21 protein-coding genes are annotated in these 15,237 nt (G+C 29.0%); 6 read left to right on the forward strand and 15 right to left on the reverse strand.

Translation table 11 applies throughout. The features are described from left to right. Positions 1-23 precede the first annotated feature (23 nt). Positions 24-1,073 carry a M14 family zinc carboxypeptidase gene (locus tag AQ1689_RS09515; RefSeq protein WP_101955933.1) on the forward strand — a complete coding sequence of 350 codons (1,050 nt, stop codon included), beginning with the start codon at positions 24-26 and terminating at the stop codon, positions 1,071-1,073. 38 nt (positions 1,074-1,111) lie between these two features. Next, the gene (locus AQ1689_RS09520; RefSeq protein ID WP_058885032.1) at positions 1,112-1,591 is read left to right on the forward strand and encodes an Lrp/AsnC family transcriptional regulator; all 480 of its coding nucleotides are present in this window, start codon (positions 1,112-1,114) and stop codon (positions 1,589-1,591) included. 77 nt (positions 1,592-1,668) lie between these two features. Here AQ1689_RS09520 and AQ1689_RS09525 read toward each other — a convergent pair whose 3' ends face one another. Then, positions 1,669-2,370, reverse strand: a complete 702-nt coding sequence (locus tag AQ1689_RS09525) for a pseudouridine synthase (protein ID WP_101955972.1) — start codon at positions 2,368-2,370, stop codon at positions 1,669-1,671. 708 nt (positions 2,371-3,078) lie between these two features. Here AQ1689_RS09525 and AQ1689_RS09530 point away from each other — a divergent pair. Beyond that, on the forward strand, positions 3,079-3,690 hold the full coding sequence (locus tag AQ1689_RS09530; protein WP_101955934.1) for a DEAD/DEAH box helicase: 612 nt from the start codon (positions 3,079-3,081) through the stop codon (positions 3,688-3,690). Between the two features lie 78 nt (positions 3,691-3,768). On the opposite strand, the gene AQ1689_RS09535 is transcribed toward AQ1689_RS09530, so the two are convergent. Next, positions 3,769-4,698 (reverse strand): NAD-dependent epimerase/dehydratase family protein, encoded by a 930-nt coding sequence (locus AQ1689_RS09535; RefSeq protein WP_101955935.1) that lies wholly within the window; start codon positions 4,696-4,698, stop codon positions 3,769-3,771. Positions 4,699-4,914: 216 nt separating this feature from the next. On the opposite strand from AQ1689_RS09535, the gene AQ1689_RS09540 reads away from it, so the two are divergent. Further along, positions 4,915-5,376 carry an Lrp/AsnC family transcriptional regulator gene (locus tag AQ1689_RS09540; protein WP_101955936.1) on the forward strand — a complete coding sequence of 154 codons (462 nt, stop codon included), beginning with the start codon at positions 4,915-4,917 and terminating at the stop codon, positions 5,374-5,376. Positions 5,377-5,496: 120 nt separating this feature from the next. Here AQ1689_RS09540 and AQ1689_RS09545 read toward each other — a convergent pair whose 3' ends face one another. The 13 genes from AQ1689_RS09545 to AQ1689_RS09605 all read right to left on the reverse strand — a co-directional run bounded on the left by AQ1689_RS09545 (position 5,497) and on the right by AQ1689_RS09605 (position 13,636). After that, positions 5,497-5,688 carry a cold-shock protein gene (locus AQ1689_RS09545; protein WP_101955937.1) on the reverse strand — a complete coding sequence of 64 codons (192 nt, stop codon included), beginning with the start codon at positions 5,686-5,688 and terminating at the stop codon, positions 5,497-5,499. A gap of 323 nt (positions 5,689-6,011) precedes the next feature. Continuing rightward, positions 6,012-6,431: a hypothetical protein gene (locus AQ1689_RS09550; RefSeq protein WP_101915229.1), complete on the reverse strand. Its 420-nt coding sequence runs from the start codon at positions 6,429-6,431 to the stop codon at positions 6,012-6,014. Positions 6,432-6,548: 117 nt separating this feature from the next. Further along, a complete protein-coding gene (locus AQ1689_RS09555) occupies positions 6,549-6,899 on the reverse strand; it encodes an immunity 51 family protein (RefSeq protein ID WP_101915228.1) in 351 nt (116 codons plus the stop codon). Positions 6,900-6,935: 36 nt separating this feature from the next. Beyond that, positions 6,936-7,580, reverse strand: coding sequence for a response regulator transcription factor (locus AQ1689_RS09560; protein ID WP_101955938.1), 645 nt, complete (start codon positions 7,578-7,580; stop codon positions 6,936-6,938). A 3-nt stretch (positions 7,581-7,583) separates the two neighbouring features. Next, positions 7,584-9,530, reverse strand: coding sequence for a tetratricopeptide repeat-containing sensor histidine kinase (locus AQ1689_RS09565; protein WP_101955939.1), 1,947 nt, complete (start codon positions 9,528-9,530; stop codon positions 7,584-7,586). Between the two features lie 97 nt (positions 9,531-9,627). After that, the gene (locus AQ1689_RS09570; RefSeq protein ID WP_101955940.1) at positions 9,628-10,044 is read right to left on the reverse strand and encodes a hypothetical protein; all 417 of its coding nucleotides are present in this window, start codon (positions 10,042-10,044) and stop codon (positions 9,628-9,630) included. A 5-nt stretch (positions 10,045-10,049) separates the two neighbouring features. Further along, complete coding sequence (locus AQ1689_RS09575; RefSeq protein WP_101955941.1) at positions 10,050-10,670, reverse strand: Nmad2 family putative nucleotide modification protein; 621 nt, start codon at positions 10,668-10,670, stop codon at positions 10,050-10,052. Between the two features lie 7 nt (positions 10,671-10,677). Continuing rightward, positions 10,678-11,160, reverse strand: coding sequence for a TIR domain-containing protein (locus tag AQ1689_RS09580; RefSeq protein WP_101955942.1), 483 nt, complete (start codon positions 11,158-11,160; stop codon positions 10,678-10,680). Between the two features lie 17 nt (positions 11,161-11,177). Next, positions 11,178-12,170 (reverse strand): nucleotide kinase domain-containing protein, encoded by a 993-nt coding sequence (locus AQ1689_RS09585; RefSeq protein WP_101955973.1) that lies wholly within the window; start codon positions 12,168-12,170, stop codon positions 11,178-11,180. A gap of 88 nt (positions 12,171-12,258) precedes the next feature. Beyond that, complete coding sequence (locus tag AQ1689_RS09590) at positions 12,259-12,840, reverse strand: nucleotide pyrophosphohydrolase (RefSeq protein WP_101955943.1); 582 nt, start codon at positions 12,838-12,840, stop codon at positions 12,259-12,261. Beyond that, complete coding sequence (locus tag AQ1689_RS09595) at positions 12,830-13,006, reverse strand: hypothetical protein (RefSeq protein WP_180947570.1); 177 nt, start codon at positions 13,004-13,006, stop codon at positions 12,830-12,832. Before AQ1689_RS09595 ends, AQ1689_RS09590 begins: the two co-directional genes overlap by 11 nt. An 84-nt stretch (positions 13,007-13,090) precedes the next feature. Further along, complete coding sequence (locus AQ1689_RS09600; RefSeq protein WP_180947571.1) at positions 13,091-13,267, reverse strand: hypothetical protein; 177 nt, start codon at positions 13,265-13,267, stop codon at positions 13,091-13,093. 159 nt (positions 13,268-13,426) lie between these two features. Then, on the reverse strand, positions 13,427-13,636 hold the full coding sequence (locus AQ1689_RS09605; protein ID WP_101955945.1) for a hypothetical protein: 210 nt from the start codon (positions 13,634-13,636) through the stop codon (positions 13,427-13,429). Positions 13,637-13,872: 236 nt separating this feature from the next. Here AQ1689_RS09605 and AQ1689_RS09610 point away from each other — a divergent pair, with 236 nt between their 5' ends. Both AQ1689_RS09610 and AQ1689_RS09615 read left to right on the forward strand, forming a co-directional pair. Continuing rightward, positions 13,873-14,466 carry a TetR/AcrR family transcriptional regulator gene (locus AQ1689_RS09610; protein WP_058885026.1) on the forward strand — a complete coding sequence of 198 codons (594 nt, stop codon included), beginning with the start codon at positions 13,873-13,875 and terminating at the stop codon, positions 14,464-14,466. A 118-nt stretch (positions 14,467-14,584) separates the two neighbouring features. After that, on the forward strand, positions 14,585-15,217 hold the full coding sequence (locus AQ1689_RS09615; protein WP_101955974.1) for an NAD(P)H-dependent oxidoreductase: 633 nt from the start codon (positions 14,585-14,587) through the stop codon (positions 15,215-15,217). Positions 15,218-15,237: the final 20 nt, after the last annotated feature.

Here is a 15,237-nt window from a genome sequence, read left to right on the forward strand (position 1 = left end):
ATAATAAAAAAAATGAGCTTGAAATGAATTTATTAAATACTGATTTTTTAGAAGAAAATTATTTAACAACAATAAAACAACGTAAAATATCGGGCAGATACATTACTTTGAATGATATTGAGCCACTTTATAACGATTTAGATGAAGATATTGCATCAAAAAAAATAGGCGAATCGGAGCAAGGCAAGGCTATTTATCAATTAAAATTAGGTTCAGGAAAAATAAAAATACTTATTTGGAGCCAGATGCACGGAAATGAAAGCACCGGAACAAAAGCAGTGTTTGATTTCTTAAAATATATAAAAACCTATAAAAATACCGAAATTGTAAATTCAATTTTAAATAATTGCGATATTACAATTATCCCAATGCTAAATCCTGATGGCGCTGAGGTATATACGCGTGTAAATGCAAATGATGTAGATTTAAATAGGGATGCGGTAGCTTTAGAAGCTAAAGAAAGTAAATTGTTGCGTGAAATTTTAGACACTGTAAAACCACAATTTTGCTTTAACCTGCACGACCAAAGAACCATCTTTGGTGTAGAAGGAACTAAAAACCCCGCAACGATTTCATTTTTAGCACCATCCGAAGAAATTACGCGTAAACTAACAAAAGGACGGGAGCAGACCATGAATGTAATTGTAGCAATGAATGCTTTATTACAAAAATTAATACCAAATCATATAGGGCGCTATAGCGATGAGTTTTATCCAACAGCGACGGGGGATAATTTTCAAAAATTAGGACACAACACTATATTGATTGAAGCAGGACATTATCCTGACGATTATGAGCGGGAAACGGTGCGTAAATACAATTTTTACGCGCTTTTACAGGGGATTTATCATGTAGCTACAGAAAAAAACTTTACATCACATTTAGATTACTTTTCTATTCCAAACAATATCAAGAACTTCTATGATGTTATTTATCGATCAGAAAAAAATAAAAAAGATGTGGCTTTTCAGTATGTAGAGAAAGTAGAAAATGGTAAATTTGTACTATCTTTAATGAAAGAAAAAGAAGGAGATTTATCTTCAAATATCGCACACAAAGAAGAATTACTTTAAAAAACTGTATTTTAGTGATACTATCAGAAAAAAAAAGAATGAAAAAGTTTGTACTAGATGAAATTGATCATCAAATTTTAGACATTTTAATCGAAAATGCCCGAACACCTTTTACCGACATTGCAAAGAAATTATTAGTATCAGCTGGTACTATTCATGTACGTGTTAAGAAAATGGAAGACGAAGGCATTATTCAAGGTTCAACATTATCCTTGAATTACGATAAAATGGGATACACCTTCATAGCACATGTTGGAGTATATTTAGAGAAGTCGTCTATGACGCAACACGTTTTAGAAAATTTACGCTTAATACCGAACGTAACAGTTGCTTATGTAACTGCAGGTAAATACAATATCTTTTGTAAGGTAAGAGCTAAAAGCACGAATGATGCTAAAGATATTATCTACAGAATAGATGATATTAATGGGGTTAATCGTACGGAAACAATGATTTCTCTAGAAGAAAGTATTAATGACAAAAAACGTTTAATGCACGCTATTTTTCAAGACATTTAAATTATAAACTTTATAATTTAAAACAAAAAAGGGCTACATTTATATGTAGCCCTTTTTTTATTCTCAACATATTACTCTTAACTACTTAAAGTCCATTCAAATCGTTTAAAAACAGTATTCCAATCATTTGGTAAAGATGCTTTTATCACTAGTTTTTCTTTTGAAAAAGGATGTGTAAATTCAAGAGAATAGGCGTGTAAAAATAGGTTTTCACAATTAAAATTATCAATAAACATCGTATTGTGATTTTTATCACCATACTTAGGATCGCCAATAAGCGGATGGCTAATTTTATTTGTATGAATACGTAATTGATGTAATCTGCCCGTTGTAGGTTTCATTTCAATTAAGCTGTATCTTGAGCTATCGTAAGGTTTTACAGGGATATCAACAACAACAGTTGCAACGGTTTTTAAATGTGTTTCAGCTTCTTTATAAACGTCAGAATCACGTCCTTTAACTGGCGAATCAATGACTTTTTGCTCAGGAGAATGTCCTCTAACAATTCCATAATATGTTTTCTGAATTTCGTTATTGGTAAATAATTCTTGAAATTTAGATACATGTTTCGTTTCTTTTGCAAGTAATATAATCCCTGAAGTTTTTCTATCTAAACGATGTATCGGATAAAATTTAGCTCCAAATTGATTAAATAACAATTGCAATAATGATTCTTCTTCAGAAACATTTCTAGAGTGGTAGGCGTGATGAACAACAACGTTATTCGGTTTAGATACACAAATTATATAGTCATCTTCAAAAAGAACAGTAAGGCTCATGAGTGTTTGTTTTAGTGTTTTAATTTTATTGAAATTAATACTTGAATTAAAAAAAAGTAAAATAATCATTTAAACAAGAAAAGCAAGCGCAAAAAAATAAAAGCTTTTGTTTAATGATACACACAGGTAATAAAATGGAAAAAAGGCAAACCCTGAAATAATATCTTCGAATTTTCTAACTAATCATATAAAAACGAAGAAAAAACCAACAGGTCAGCATATATAAGGGAAGAAGATATAAAATAAAGATATAGATATAGCGTTTATTTATTATATTAAAACTCTATTTATTTAACATAATATTAATTATAGGACACTTCTTGTAGGGTAGTAATAGGTAATTATAGAGTAAAAATAAAGTTTTGTGACAAAACAATATATATATTAAACTACTAAGGTGAGCAAAGCAAATTAAGCGGCGGCGTCATTATTTATTATTATGTTTTTATCATCTATCTTACGAATCAAGAGTATTTTGCTTGCTTTTAACTTTATTTATGAACCCTGCAACCTCTTACCTGATAATCAAAAAACAGCCCTTTACTCCTAGTTTCATATATTTTCTGTATTATTATCTGTTTCTATCTACTATTGATCTTATCAATCAAACACAAGCCGATTAATAAATTAAAAACTTTTAATTTAATTGTATCTTTGTGGCTTAATTATTCCTTTTATTCACGTTAAAACAGTTATTTCATTAACCTTATGCCTTTTAAAAAATTAAATTCAGAAATTAAAGAAAAATTAGAATCGCTAGAAATAACGACTCCTACACCTTTACAAAAAAAGAGTATTCCTGCTATTAAAAGCGGTGCAAATGTTTATTGTATAGGCGATCAAGGTAGCGGAAAAACAACAACACTTGTACTTACAACCTTACATAAATTAAAATTTACTGATATTGGCACTAGCCCTAGAGCCTTTGTTCTTGTTGAAGATAACGAAAGAGCTTTAGAAGTATATAACGCCTTTTTACCTTACACCAGGTATAAATCGATACGTGTTTATGTTGCCGATGAAGCGCTTCATGTAGACACACAGAAATCAGAAATTTTTGAAGGTGTTGATATTCTTATCTCTACGCCTAAAAGAATGAATAAATTGTTTTTATTAAACGGAATAAGTCCGTCGCAATTAATGATTTTTAATATTGATGATGCACAATTCTTAAAAAATAACACTGCGTATGCAGCTTTAATGTCTATTACACAAAGTGTTAATAAATGTCAGTTTGTATTATATGCTGATAAAATGATCCCAACGATAAAACGTTTTGAAGATTATTTTATGCAGTACGCAAAAGTAATTAAGGCTTAACTTAATTAACTTAAATGTATAAAAAAAGACTATCTACGTAATGTAAATAGTCTTTTTTATATAGGGAAAAAGAAAATATTATTGCTTCTTTAACTGAGTAATCATCTCTTTAGTCATTTCTTTTAAAGAGTAGTTTGGTTTCCAACCCCAATCTTCTCTCGCAGCGTCATCATTAATAGATTTAGGCCAAGAATCGGCAATTGCTTGTCTGAAATCAGGCTTATAACTTACTTTAAAATCAGGATACCACTCTTTTATTGAATCCGCAATTTCTGCTGGCGTAAAGCTCATCCCTGCTAAATTATACGATGTTCTTATTTTTACCGCTTCTTTTGGTGCTTGCATAAGCTCTAAAGTAGCTCTAATAGCATCATCAATATAAATCATCGGCAAACAAGCCTCTTCCTTTAAATAACAAGTAAAATCTTCATTTTTAATAGCTTTATGATAAATATCAACAGCATAATCGGTAGTTCCACCGCCAGGTAAAGATTGATACCCAATAACACCAGGATATCGTATAGAACGTACGTCTAAACCATATCTTAAAAAATAATACTGCGCCCAGTTTTCACCAGCTGCTTTACTGATTCCGTAAACCGTTGTAGGATCTAAATACGCATCTTGTTTTGTGTCAATTTTTGGTGCGCTAAGTCCGTAAACAGCTATTGAACTAGGGAAAAATACTTTATCTAATTTATGTTTTACAGAAACCTCTAAAACACTAAAAAGCGATTTTAAATTGATATCCCAAGTTTGAATAGGATTCTTCTCGCCGTTAGCAGATAATATTGCTGCTAAATGATATATTTGAGTAACTTTATGTTTTACTACAATGTTAGCTAAATCAATTTCGCTAGTAGCGTCTAATATTTCAAAAATTCCGCTATAATTTGCTATTGTACGAATATCTGAAGCTATTACTGCCTCTTTACCATACTTCTCTTTTAAAGACTTTGTTAATACCGTACCTAATTGTCCTCCTGCTCCTGTAACTAATATTTTCATCTTATACGATTTTTATTCCCTACAAAAATACATTGATTGGCACTTTAAAAGTAATAAACACTTTATTTTGATAAAAAATAAGTAATTTTCACTTTTCAAAACATAACAAGCCAATTTTATCACTTTTTAAAACAGTTTTACATCTTTTAAAAAGTGATTTTAACGGTATTTAACGGTAAACATAAACCTCATCAATCAAAATTAATTTAATAAAACATGATAAAACTAGATGCTATCGATTTAAAAATATTGCGAATTTTACAAGAAGATTGTAAGAAAACTGCCAAAGAAATTTCTGAAAAATTAAATTTAACCATCTCTCCTATTTATGAACGAATTAAGCGCTTAGAAAAAACAGGCATAATTAAAAACTACGTTGCTATTTTAGATAAAAAACGCATACAAATGCCTGTAACTGCTATTTGTATGGTATCGCTCCGATGTCACGACGAAGGTTTTATTGATAAATTTGAAGCGCAAGTAAAAGAATTAAAAGAAGTTCAGAAATGCTATCACATGGCAGGAAAAGTAGATTTTTTTCTACAGATAAATCTAAATGATTTAGAAGATTACCACGATTTTGTTCGCTTAAAACTCTCAAAAATTGACAATATTGGTGTTTTAGAGAGTTACTTTGTACTTAAAGAAATAATGGACAAAACAGCTTATTATTTATAAAACAACAGACCTCAACACACGCAATATTTATTTAAACACAATATTTAAAAAAAATTAAGGCAAATAAAAAACCTCATCAAATAAATGATGAGGTTTTTTTGAAAATATATGGATTATATATTAGATCACTTTTACGTTCACTGCGTTTGGTCCTTTGTTTCCTTCTTCTAAATCGAATTCAACTTGGTCACCTTCTCTAATCTCATCGATTAAACCTGAAACGTGTACAAAGTGGTCTTTTTCAACACCTTCTTCTGTAATAAAACCAAATCCTTTAGTGTCGTTGAAAAATTTTACTATTCCTTTACTCATTGTAATGTAAATTATATTGTTAGTACTTATATTATATTGCAAATATAGTTCCATTAATCTAAAATACAGCATGATATAACCCTATTTTATATAAAAAAAATAAAATAAACTTCCTAGCCTACAGCCCTATTGATTTTTTAATAATTTTAGCAGCCTAAAAAACAATATAAACAACTATTGTTTAAGTAATTAATTTGATTACAACAGGCAATTAATGTCATGTAATGTTTGTGCATAAATAAAAAACCTGCACAGTTTATTACTGTGCAAGTCTTAAAGAATCTAACAGATCCTTCTCTTTCTCACTATATTTTAAAATATATTTATATAAAAAGTATAGATGCAACAATCATCCATCCCCCAACAATAAGCCCAAACAAACCTAGTTTCCCTAGTTTTGGCGCTAATTTTTCTCTTAATGCTTCTCCTTTTTGTTGAGCTGCTTCATTTTTACTTAGCAATAACTTACTAATCATACCAAAGCCTAACATAAAACCCAAGGCTGCTTGCACAAAACTTCCTGCTAAGAGCGTACTCCACCAAATTGGTAATGATGTTAACCAAGCAATGTTTAAAAAAGCTGAAATAATCCCCCAAATACCCCCTAAACAAAAAACTAAACCAATCCAACCTTGATAAGGTTCAATTTTATCTAACAATTCTTTTGCGTTTGGTTTTTTTGCTAAAATTAAGGATGGCACTGCTATAATACTTAAAAGGATTAATGTAATTCCGTAAATCATAATTTTTTTAGTTTTTAATTAAGTTAGTTTTATGATGCAAATTTGCAGGAATCCTTAACTATATTTCAGCCCAAATACCGTGAAAATTAATACCCTACTTTCAGGGATATAATCATTTTAATCTAATTCAGCCCTTGAAAACAAATCTTGAATTAATTCTTCATTTTCACAAGCTTCTTTAAATGCGACTATAAATTTCTGTAACGCTTCTTTATCTTTTGAATACGCACAAAACATACTTCCTTCTGGATCAAAATTAATAAGCTCTTTTAATGCTGGCATTTTTTCATTTAAAAACACACAAGCCAACGAACACCAGTCATAACCGCCGCCTTCAAAACCTTCATCTGATCTTGTTTCGAAAATTTCATCTTTAAACTCTCCTACGTTTAAACAAACTGAATAACTATCTGAATGTTTTACCCAAAAAAAAGGCTTAATCTTACTTTCAAATTCTTTAATTTCCATAATTACTGTTTTTTAACTTAATTATTTTATAAAATCTTATAAAATCCCTTCTTCTATTGCATAGCGTGTTAATCCAGCAATATTACGTACACCTAACTTTGCTATTAAATTTTTACGATAACTCTCTATAGTATGTGTGCTTAAAAATAATTGAGAAGCAATTTCTTTAGTAGTAAATTCCTTAGCTATTAACTTTAATACTTCTTTTTCTCTCTTGGTTAAAGAAACTAAAGGCTTCGACTTCGCTGCAAATAGAGCTTCCATTAAAATATTCTTTATTCTAGATGAAAAATAATTTTCGCCTTCAAGGATCGTTTTAATCGCTTTTAAAAGTTCATTTTTAGCGGCATTTTTAGATAAATAACCATTGGTATTCGCATCAATTAACTGTTGAATTTTAACAGGTTCTTCCAGCATACTAACTACTAAGGTTTTTACTTGCGGAAACGCTTCTTTAATAGCCTTATTTAAAGTGATACCGTCCATTTCTGGCATATTAATATCTGTGATAACTAAATCTATTTTTGGTGTTTTATTAATTTGCAGATATTTAAGAACTTGAGTTCCTGTTTTTGCGGCTAATACAATCGTTATATTTTTTTCTTCGGACAGAATACTACGTAATCCGTCTAAAAACATACTGTGATCATCTGCAATTATAATATTATATTCTTTTATCATAAATTAATTTTGTTGTGGAATACTTATTGTTATTACCGTACCTCTATTTAATGCCGAATCTATCGAAAACAAACCATTAAACGCCTTTACTCTATGTTCAATATTTAAAATACCGATTCCTTTGCTTGTCTTTTTTATATCAAAACCAACTCCGTCATCTTCATAAAGAAACTCAATACTATTATCTTGTTCAATAACGATTAATTGCAAGGCTATTTCCGTAGCTTTAGCATGTTTAAAAGCATTGGTAATCAATTCCTTTATAATATTGAATAAATTAGATTGTAATGTGTAATTTAAAGTATTTACGGCATTTTCAGGATACGCATCAAAATTAATAACTACGCTATTGTTTTGTTCTAAAGATGTGATATAATTTTTAATTAAATACGTAAAATTATTTTCTTTAAATTCATCAGGAATTAAACTATGAGAAATATCTCGAACATGTTGATAGGTTTTTTCTAATTGAATAAGTAACGAGCCTACTTCAGGATTACGGGCTACTAAATTGGTCATTTGTAGTTTTATCCCCGAAATATTACCACCAATACTATCATGTAATTCTCTAGCAATACGATCTCTTTCTTTATTCTGAACCACAATCGTATTTTTAACCAATGCTAATTCTTGTGTTTGTAATACCGAAGTCATTTCTTTTTGACGTAATATTTCCTGTTGCTTCCCAAGTAAACTCTGTGTTTGCAGCTTTTGATAATAAACAACCAACAACAAAATAATAGGAATCAGAATGATTAAAAAAGCTATTAAGATACCGTATTTTACTGTTTTTTGATATTCAATTTCTGTTCTATTATGTACTTGATCTTCTTGAAGTATATGTATCTTTTTTTCTTTTTTTAGTGTTTCATACTTAAATTCTAAATCTCTTATAAACCGCTTATTCTGCCCTAAAATAATTCTACGATTAATACCCTCTAATTGTGTTTTTAAATTATACGCATTTTTATAATTCTCTTTTGATACATAAACACGAACTAAGGCTTTCACTATTTTTTGTTGCAAATTCAATTGATTCCACTGTACCGCATTAACGTATGCTGTACTAAGTATAATTTCAGCAACCTGATAATTTTTACTGACACTATAAATTTCTCCTTGATTTAAAATTATAGCGATATAAAGATCATAATAACCTGATTTTATAGCTTTATCTTTAATTTTCGTAAAAATACCAAGCGATTCATTTAACTTTCCTTCTAATAATTTTAAACGACCTAATGCAATTTGAAATCGTATATAAATCCTCGGATATTTTTCTTTATTAAGCGTTTGTAAGGTATTTTTTATTAGTTTTTCAGCATTTTCAAGTTCATTATTTAAAAGATAATAATTTGAACGGGCTATTTTATAATAAAGCAACGTAGTTAACGTATTACAAACAGGCGCTACCTCATCTAAAATAGAAGCTGCTTTTAAGCTTTCTTTCCTTAAAATATAGGTTTCAGCTAAGGCTAGTTTAAAATATGGAAATATCAGTCTTTTTTTTTCTTCGGATTTTTCTTCGGATAAACGAATCCCTTCTATAAAATATCTTGTAGATTCATCTAACAAACCCATACTTTGCGAACCCAAACCTTTATAAAACAACGATTTTAATTGATATTTAGATTTAAACCCCTGATTACCTTTCAAACCTTTCAGTTTCAGATTTAAAACCTCATCTTTAAGCATGCTTCCATAATGAAAAAGAGAATCAGCATTTTTTGACTGTATAAATTGTGTCGCAATGCTATCTAAAATAACAATCCGTTCCCTAGGTTCTATAGCATTATTTAATGATTTATATAATTGCCTATTTACTACTTCGGGGTTATATCCGAAGAATACAAAATGATCTTCTTTATCTTGTGCATACGTTGATGACAAACACATAAAAATAAAGAATCCGAAAATTTTACAAGTATAATAATTGATAAGTTGCTTCATGTTGTAACGAAAGTAGTTTAATACTGTTAACTTAATAACAATATTAAACTATTTATAAAATAATAAACTCACTGTTTTTAGGGGTAGTTTTTATGTTTTATGATTTTAAACTTTTAAAAGTTAAAATTAAAATTAATGAAAGTATAGCTTGAAGAAGGTATAAAGGGTAAATTGTTTTATTTAAAAGGGTGTATTGCCAAGAATTTTTATCTAAAGTATCTTCTTTGTTCAATTTAAGATTAAAATCAATATCAAGTTCTTCCTTTATTCTAGTTCTATTATATAAATCTCTATATCCTTTCTCTTGGCTTAAATAATAAGAATCTAACCCCCAAAAAATAAAAAGAGAAAAATAGATAATTGATGCATATAATATATTCGAATTATTAGCCGATAAAGCTAATAAAGCGGATGAAATGGTTATACTCATTCCTTTAATTTGAAAAGAGTTTCTATTCATTCGAGTAATTATATTTTGAATAAACTCTAGATGCTTAATTTTATTTTCATTCATAATATTTAAAATTCTAATTTCATTTGTTTATATTGATTCCAGTTAATAGGATCTCCTGATATTCCTTTCTTAATTTTTTTTTGATTTTGAATCCAATCCATAAATTGTATACCAATTTCGGATAAACCCTTATACTTCATTCCTTGTTTTTTTTTACAAAGTTTTCTAAATTCATCAGGGATTAATATAGAAGAGTCTCCCAAGTAATAAAAATTACTAGAAATCAGAACGGTATTTGCACTAGTATCTCTTTTTTTATGTTTTTCTTTATCTACAACTGAATGAGCTGATTTTTCTTGAATCCAATCATCAGAATCATTGTTTTTATGATAGAAATTATCCCCATACATTTGCATTAAACTACCATTAAGTATTGGTTTTTTGAAGGTAAACCGAGAATCCATCCAGTATTCTTCAAATGTCATTTTCTCTGTTAATTGCATTGCATAAATGAAGTGATTTAATTTCCCCATTTTTTCACTTCCAGTTCCTATTATCCAATCACCAATATTAAGATTTCTATTTTTTCTTATATTAGGTTTACACACAGCCAATGTGCAATAGTTCCAAAATGGATTAGGTGCTAAGCCTAAATCGTGTTTAATTACGTAAGAAAAAAATTCCATAATAACCTTAACATTTTATTTTTTCCATTTGATATAAAGGCTCTCTTTCTGTACCTGATGGAGTTTCTTGTGGAATCTCCTTTTCATTCATTATATCAACTAATCTATCAATAGAATTCCAACCAATAGTTGCTACTCCATATTTTTTTAAACCCACTGGTAGCTCTGCCGTTTCTTTACTTCCATGGGCATAAACACCGATTATTTTTTTATTTTGTTTAATTGCTTCTTTAATTTCATAATCAACCCAAGGTCTAGTATGTGTCTTATCTCCTATTAAGCAAATAAACGAACCAGACCAACTAATTTGTCTTCTAAGAAGTCTTTCTATAACTTCTTTACTTGGTCGCTTTCGCTCTGTGTGCTTTGTACTATCTACAGAATAATTCCTAACTTTATAATTACTTTCTGCAAATCTTTCTTTTAACCTTTGAACTTTGTCATCATCTTTACCGTAATGGCTTATAAATACATTGTTTCCTTTTTCCATATAGCATTTTATTTTAATTAAATATTTTTTATTTTATCATTTATTTTCCATTTTGGAGGGTACCAATAATTAATAATAGAATTATTCTTTTTTTGTCGATAAATTTGTTTTATTCTTTTTCTCCCAGATATACCATCAATATCAGGATGAGCCACCCTTGAATATTTATCTACTTCACAAAATAAATTTTGGCAATCTATTAATTGTAATCTTCTGCCCCACAAATCTTTAAAATCTAAGTCTAATCTTAAAACCTCTTTTTCTTGTCTATCAGTTACATATTTTATTATATCAGATTGACTATAGCCTCCTATATCCGTAAAGCATTTTTTTATACCATCTAGAGCTCCAGGACCAGGGAAAACAAAATCCATTTCATTAAAATCACATAAAAGACTATAGTTTATGTCTGTCGCATATTGATACCCTAAGAAATTTCCAATTGTTGGGTAGGATTTTAATAAATAAAATAAACTTTCTAAGCTTTTTAACTCACTAATCTTCTCATCTAATTTATCATTCATCATAAATTCAATTAATTTAAGATGATTCCGATGTTTTTTACTATATCCAAAAGTACTTCTTCCTGAAGTCATTATATATGCTCCAGAATAAATTGCTTTTCCCGAAGTCATTATATCTGTTAATATTTTATCATATAACTCATACTTGTAATTTTTAAAAGAAATATCTCCAATTTTTTTACTCAATGACTCCCAAGTTTCAATTTTATTAAATATCTTAAAAAGTAATATTCTAAATAAAACTTCTTTAGGTTCTTGGCTATGAGTATTATTATAAATTATTTCTTTTATTAAGTATTGACTGACTCTATCTGAAGCACGGTAAGCATTGGTAAACTTATGTTTTATTAGTATTTCATCTTCAGTCCATATTTCTTTTTTATTTATTTTATTAAAGAAAATATTTTGTCTTTCTGTCGCAAATTTCCAGTAAGTATCATATACTTTAGATTTTTTTGGTACAGTATTTTTTATAATTAATTCCAATTTTATTATTAGTTTAAACAACAAGAACTAGCATTAAGCCAGTTCTTATATTAATGATTTATTTTATAACAAATAGATTATTCAGTAATTACCCTATAAAAACAACTCTTCTATCTATTGAATTAAATTCTATTTTTCCGCCTTTATTAGCAATAAGTTTTCTGAATAAGCTATAGCCTTTTACGATGGCTTTTTCCCATTCAGTTTTTGTTTTTACTTTTACCTCAAAAGATTCTGTCATTTGCTTTATTGTCTTTAATAAAACCTTACTAACCTTTTTATTTTTAAAGAGATTTTTTCTTTTAGCTTCATTAAAGAGCATTAGAGATATAGCTTCTTCTGTTATAGTAGCTCTTGCTCCATCTTCATACGTATCAATAATTGGAATACTTTTCCTTTTTCTTTTAAGCATGGATCTAGTACAAGGAGACCAATCAAGCATTGTAGCAAATGTATAATGAAATACATCGTGGTAACGATAAAAATCTTTTTCATAAGAATTATCATCAATAACATCTCCTATTTGAACTCCATCAATAGTAATTCGAACAGCCCCTTCTCTTTGCTTATTATTAATTTCAGTAAATTCTACAACAAAAGAATTTGGCAACTTTTCATTTTGATTAAAAGTTGAATCTAATAAATTTATATTTTGTAGATTATTTTTCATGTAAACCTAATTCTAGTGGTGCTCTTACTTTATCTATATTATCTAATTTACGTAAAATAATTTGTTCAAACTTAATTATTTGTTTATTTTCATTCCTTTTTGCTTCAACTCCAAATTTATATCCAGAATTAAATTGATTTGAATTATAATACTGCTTAATATTCAAAAATATAAGTAAAGAAATAAAAATACCTAACATCCACCGCCACGTGGTAGTGTTCCCTTCAGCTGTTGTTATTCTTTTTTCATATTATCTCTCTAATGAATTAATTTTCTTTAATACAGAATTTGGTGAAGCTAAATCTCCTGTCAAATTTTCGATATGCTTAATCGGAATCTTTTCTTGATTATTATGTACTCCATTATAGCTTGCATTTCCAATAAGTTCGCTATACCAAATAAGAAAACATTTTTGTCCTCGTTCCAATAATATTTTTGACGGACCAGCATTATATACCGAAAATAAAAGTTTCCCTTCAAAACCAGGGTCAACATGAAAACCTGAAATATTAACAAGCCCTTTAAATTTTTGACCTGCTTTAATCGAAATAAAAGCTATTTTATCGTTTGGTATGGTAACTTTTTCTTACGTTAATAATAATGCAAATTGACCAGGTTCTATTGTAATACTTTCATTTTCTGCTAGAATTGTTTTACTATCTGAATTGTCTCCCGTTACGAAAGCTTCTTCCCCAATACTTAATTCATAATGCGCACTCTTTAAACGGTTCGCATCAAATTGGTCTATTAAATTTGGTAATATCTGAGATAAACTATCGTTTCCTAAAAATGCCATATTACAAAGAAAAGCAATTTTATCTTATTGTTATAGTATAAACTTAATACTATCAACGATATAAGTATAAAAAACGATTTAATTTAAAGAAAGTAAATAATAACGTGAAACCTCTCTTCATTTAATATTTCTTTCTTCGTTATCACTTATCATATTAAAAAAGAATGAATATTCATTTTTATTGTGTATATTTGCATCATCAGAAACAAAAGAAAGAATAACAATATTATTATATAATGGCAAAACTTCAAAAAAGTATTGATAAACGAAACGCACTTGTAAAAGCAACTATTGAGTTGGTAAACAATAATGGTTTTCATGCTACTCCGATGAGTAAAATTGCAAAAATGGCAAAAGTATCACCAGCAACGATCTATTTATATTTTGAAAGCAAGCAAGATTTAGTAAATCAAACTTACATCGAAGTAAAATCAAAATATACCGATTATGCTTTTGCAACTTATAGCGATAAAGTATCTGTGGAAGCTGGTTTTGAAATTATCTGGAAACGTATTGCCGAATTTAAACTACAAGAGTGTGAAAACGCCATGTTTTTAGCACAATGCGACAATACTCCCGTAATTGATGAAGAAAGTCGTCAAGAAGGAATCAAGCATTTACAACCACTACTCGATCTTTGGAATCGTGGTAAAAAAGAAGGAATCATCAAGCCAATGTCCGATTATATATTATATGCCTATGCAATTAATCCGCTGTCTTTTTTAATGATTTCTCAAAAACGAGGTGTTTTTACTTTAGATGAAACTCATATTGAAGAAGCGTATCAATCTGCTTGGAATAGTATCAAGGTTTGCAAAAGTGTAAATTAAATACCCCTGTTCTATTAGATTAGCTCAACTTTTTTACCTCAACAATTGACACTCAACATTGACAGTTTCCCTCAAACACAATAACATAGAATATAACAACATAAAAAAAGCAAGTATTATGGAATTATTAGACACATTAAAATGGAGATATGCCGCTAAAGCAATGAACGGTAAAAAAGTATCCGAAGAAAAAATAGCACGTATCTTAGAAGCAGCACGTTTAGCACCAACCTCAAGCGGATTACAACCTTTCGAAATTTTTGTGATTAAAAATCAGGAAATTAAAGAACAAATTAAACCAATCGCTTGGAATCAATCGGTAATTACTGACTGCTCTCACCTACTTGTTTTCGCTGCTTGGGATACTTATACCGAAGATAGAATTAATCATATGTTCGATTTAACAAACGAAATCCGTGGTTTTAAAAACGAAGGCTGGGAAAATTACCGTCAGATGTTATTAAGCTCTTATCCGCAGAAAGATGCCGAAGAGAATTTTAATCACGCAGCAAAACAAGCTTATATTGCTTTTTCACAAGCTATTACAGCCGCCGCTTACGAACAAGTTGATGCGACACCTGTAGAAGGTTTTGATCCTACGGCAGTTGATAAAATTTTAAACTTACGTGAAAAAGGATTACGCAGTGCTGTTTTATTGCCTATCGGATACAGAGCCGAAGACAAAGATTGGTTGGTAAACTTAGTAAAAGTTAGAAAACCGATGAATGAATTAGTAACCGTAATCGAGTAAAACTAAAAAATTTCCCTAAA

This window comes from Tenacibaculum finnmarkense (assembly GCF_900239185.1).
Classification (GTDB): Bacteria; Bacteroidota; Bacteroidia; order Flavobacteriales; family Flavobacteriaceae; genus Polaribacter; species Polaribacter finnmarkensis.

Bases quoted from the DNA above. Each gene is read 5' to 3' on its own strand.
- AQ1689_RS09550 (WP_101915229.1), bottom strand. From the start codon at position 6,431: ATGATTTACGGAATTACATTAATCCTTTTAAGTATTATAGCAGTGCCA.
- AQ1689_RS09615 (WP_101955974.1), top strand. From the start codon at position 14,585: ATGGAATTATTAGACACATTAAAATGGAGATATGCCGCTAAAGCAATG.
- AQ1689_RS09515 (WP_101955933.1), top strand. From the start codon at position 24: ATGAATTTATTAAATACTGATTTTTTAGAAGAAAATTATTTAACAACA.
- AQ1689_RS09525 (WP_101955972.1), bottom strand. From the start codon at position 2,370: ATGAGCCTTACTGTTCTTTTTGAAGATGACTATATAATTTGTGTATCT.
- AQ1689_RS09520 (WP_058885032.1), top strand. From the start codon at position 1,112: ATGAAAAAGTTTGTACTAGATGAAATTGATCATCAAATTTTAGACATT.
- AQ1689_RS09605 (WP_101955945.1), bottom strand. From the start codon at position 13,636: ATGGCATTTTTAGGAAACGATAGTTTATCTCAGATATTACCAAATTTA.
- AQ1689_RS09610 (WP_058885026.1), top strand. From the start codon at position 13,873: ATGGCAAAACTTCAAAAAAGTATTGATAAACGAAACGCACTTGTAAAA.
- AQ1689_RS09560 (WP_101955938.1), bottom strand. From the start codon at position 7,580: ATGATAAAAGAATATAATATTATAATTGCAGATGATCACAGTATGTTT.
- AQ1689_RS09590 (WP_101955943.1), bottom strand. From the start codon at position 12,840: ATGAAAAATAATCTACAAAATATAAATTTATTAGATTCAACTTTTAAT.
- AQ1689_RS09545 (WP_101955937.1), bottom strand. From the start codon at position 5,688: ATGAGTAAAGGAATAGTAAAATTTTTCAACGACACTAAAGGATTTGGT.
- AQ1689_RS09580 (WP_101955942.1), bottom strand. From the start codon at position 11,160: ATGGAAAAAGGAAACAATGTATTTATAAGCCATTACGGTAAAGATGAT.
- AQ1689_RS09570 (WP_101955940.1), bottom strand. From the start codon at position 10,044: ATGAATGAAAATAAAATTAAGCATCTAGAGTTTATTCAAAATATAATT.
- AQ1689_RS09565 (WP_101955939.1), bottom strand. From the start codon at position 9,530: ATGAAGCAACTTATCAATTATTATACTTGTAAAATTTTCGGATTCTTT.
- AQ1689_RS09555 (WP_101915228.1), bottom strand. From the start codon at position 6,899: ATGGAAATTAAAGAATTTGAAAGTAAGATTAAGCCTTTTTTTTGGGTA.
- AQ1689_RS09535 (WP_101955935.1), bottom strand. From the start codon at position 4,698: ATGAAAATATTAGTTACAGGAGCAGGAGGACAATTAGGTACGGTATTA.
- AQ1689_RS09575 (WP_101955941.1), bottom strand. From the start codon at position 10,670: ATGGAATTTTTTTCTTACGTAATTAAACACGATTTAGGCTTAGCACCT.
- AQ1689_RS09530 (WP_101955934.1), top strand. From the start codon at position 3,079: ATGCCTTTTAAAAAATTAAATTCAGAAATTAAAGAAAAATTAGAATCG.
- AQ1689_RS09540 (WP_101955936.1), top strand. From the start codon at position 4,915: ATGATAAAACTAGATGCTATCGATTTAAAAATATTGCGAATTTTACAA.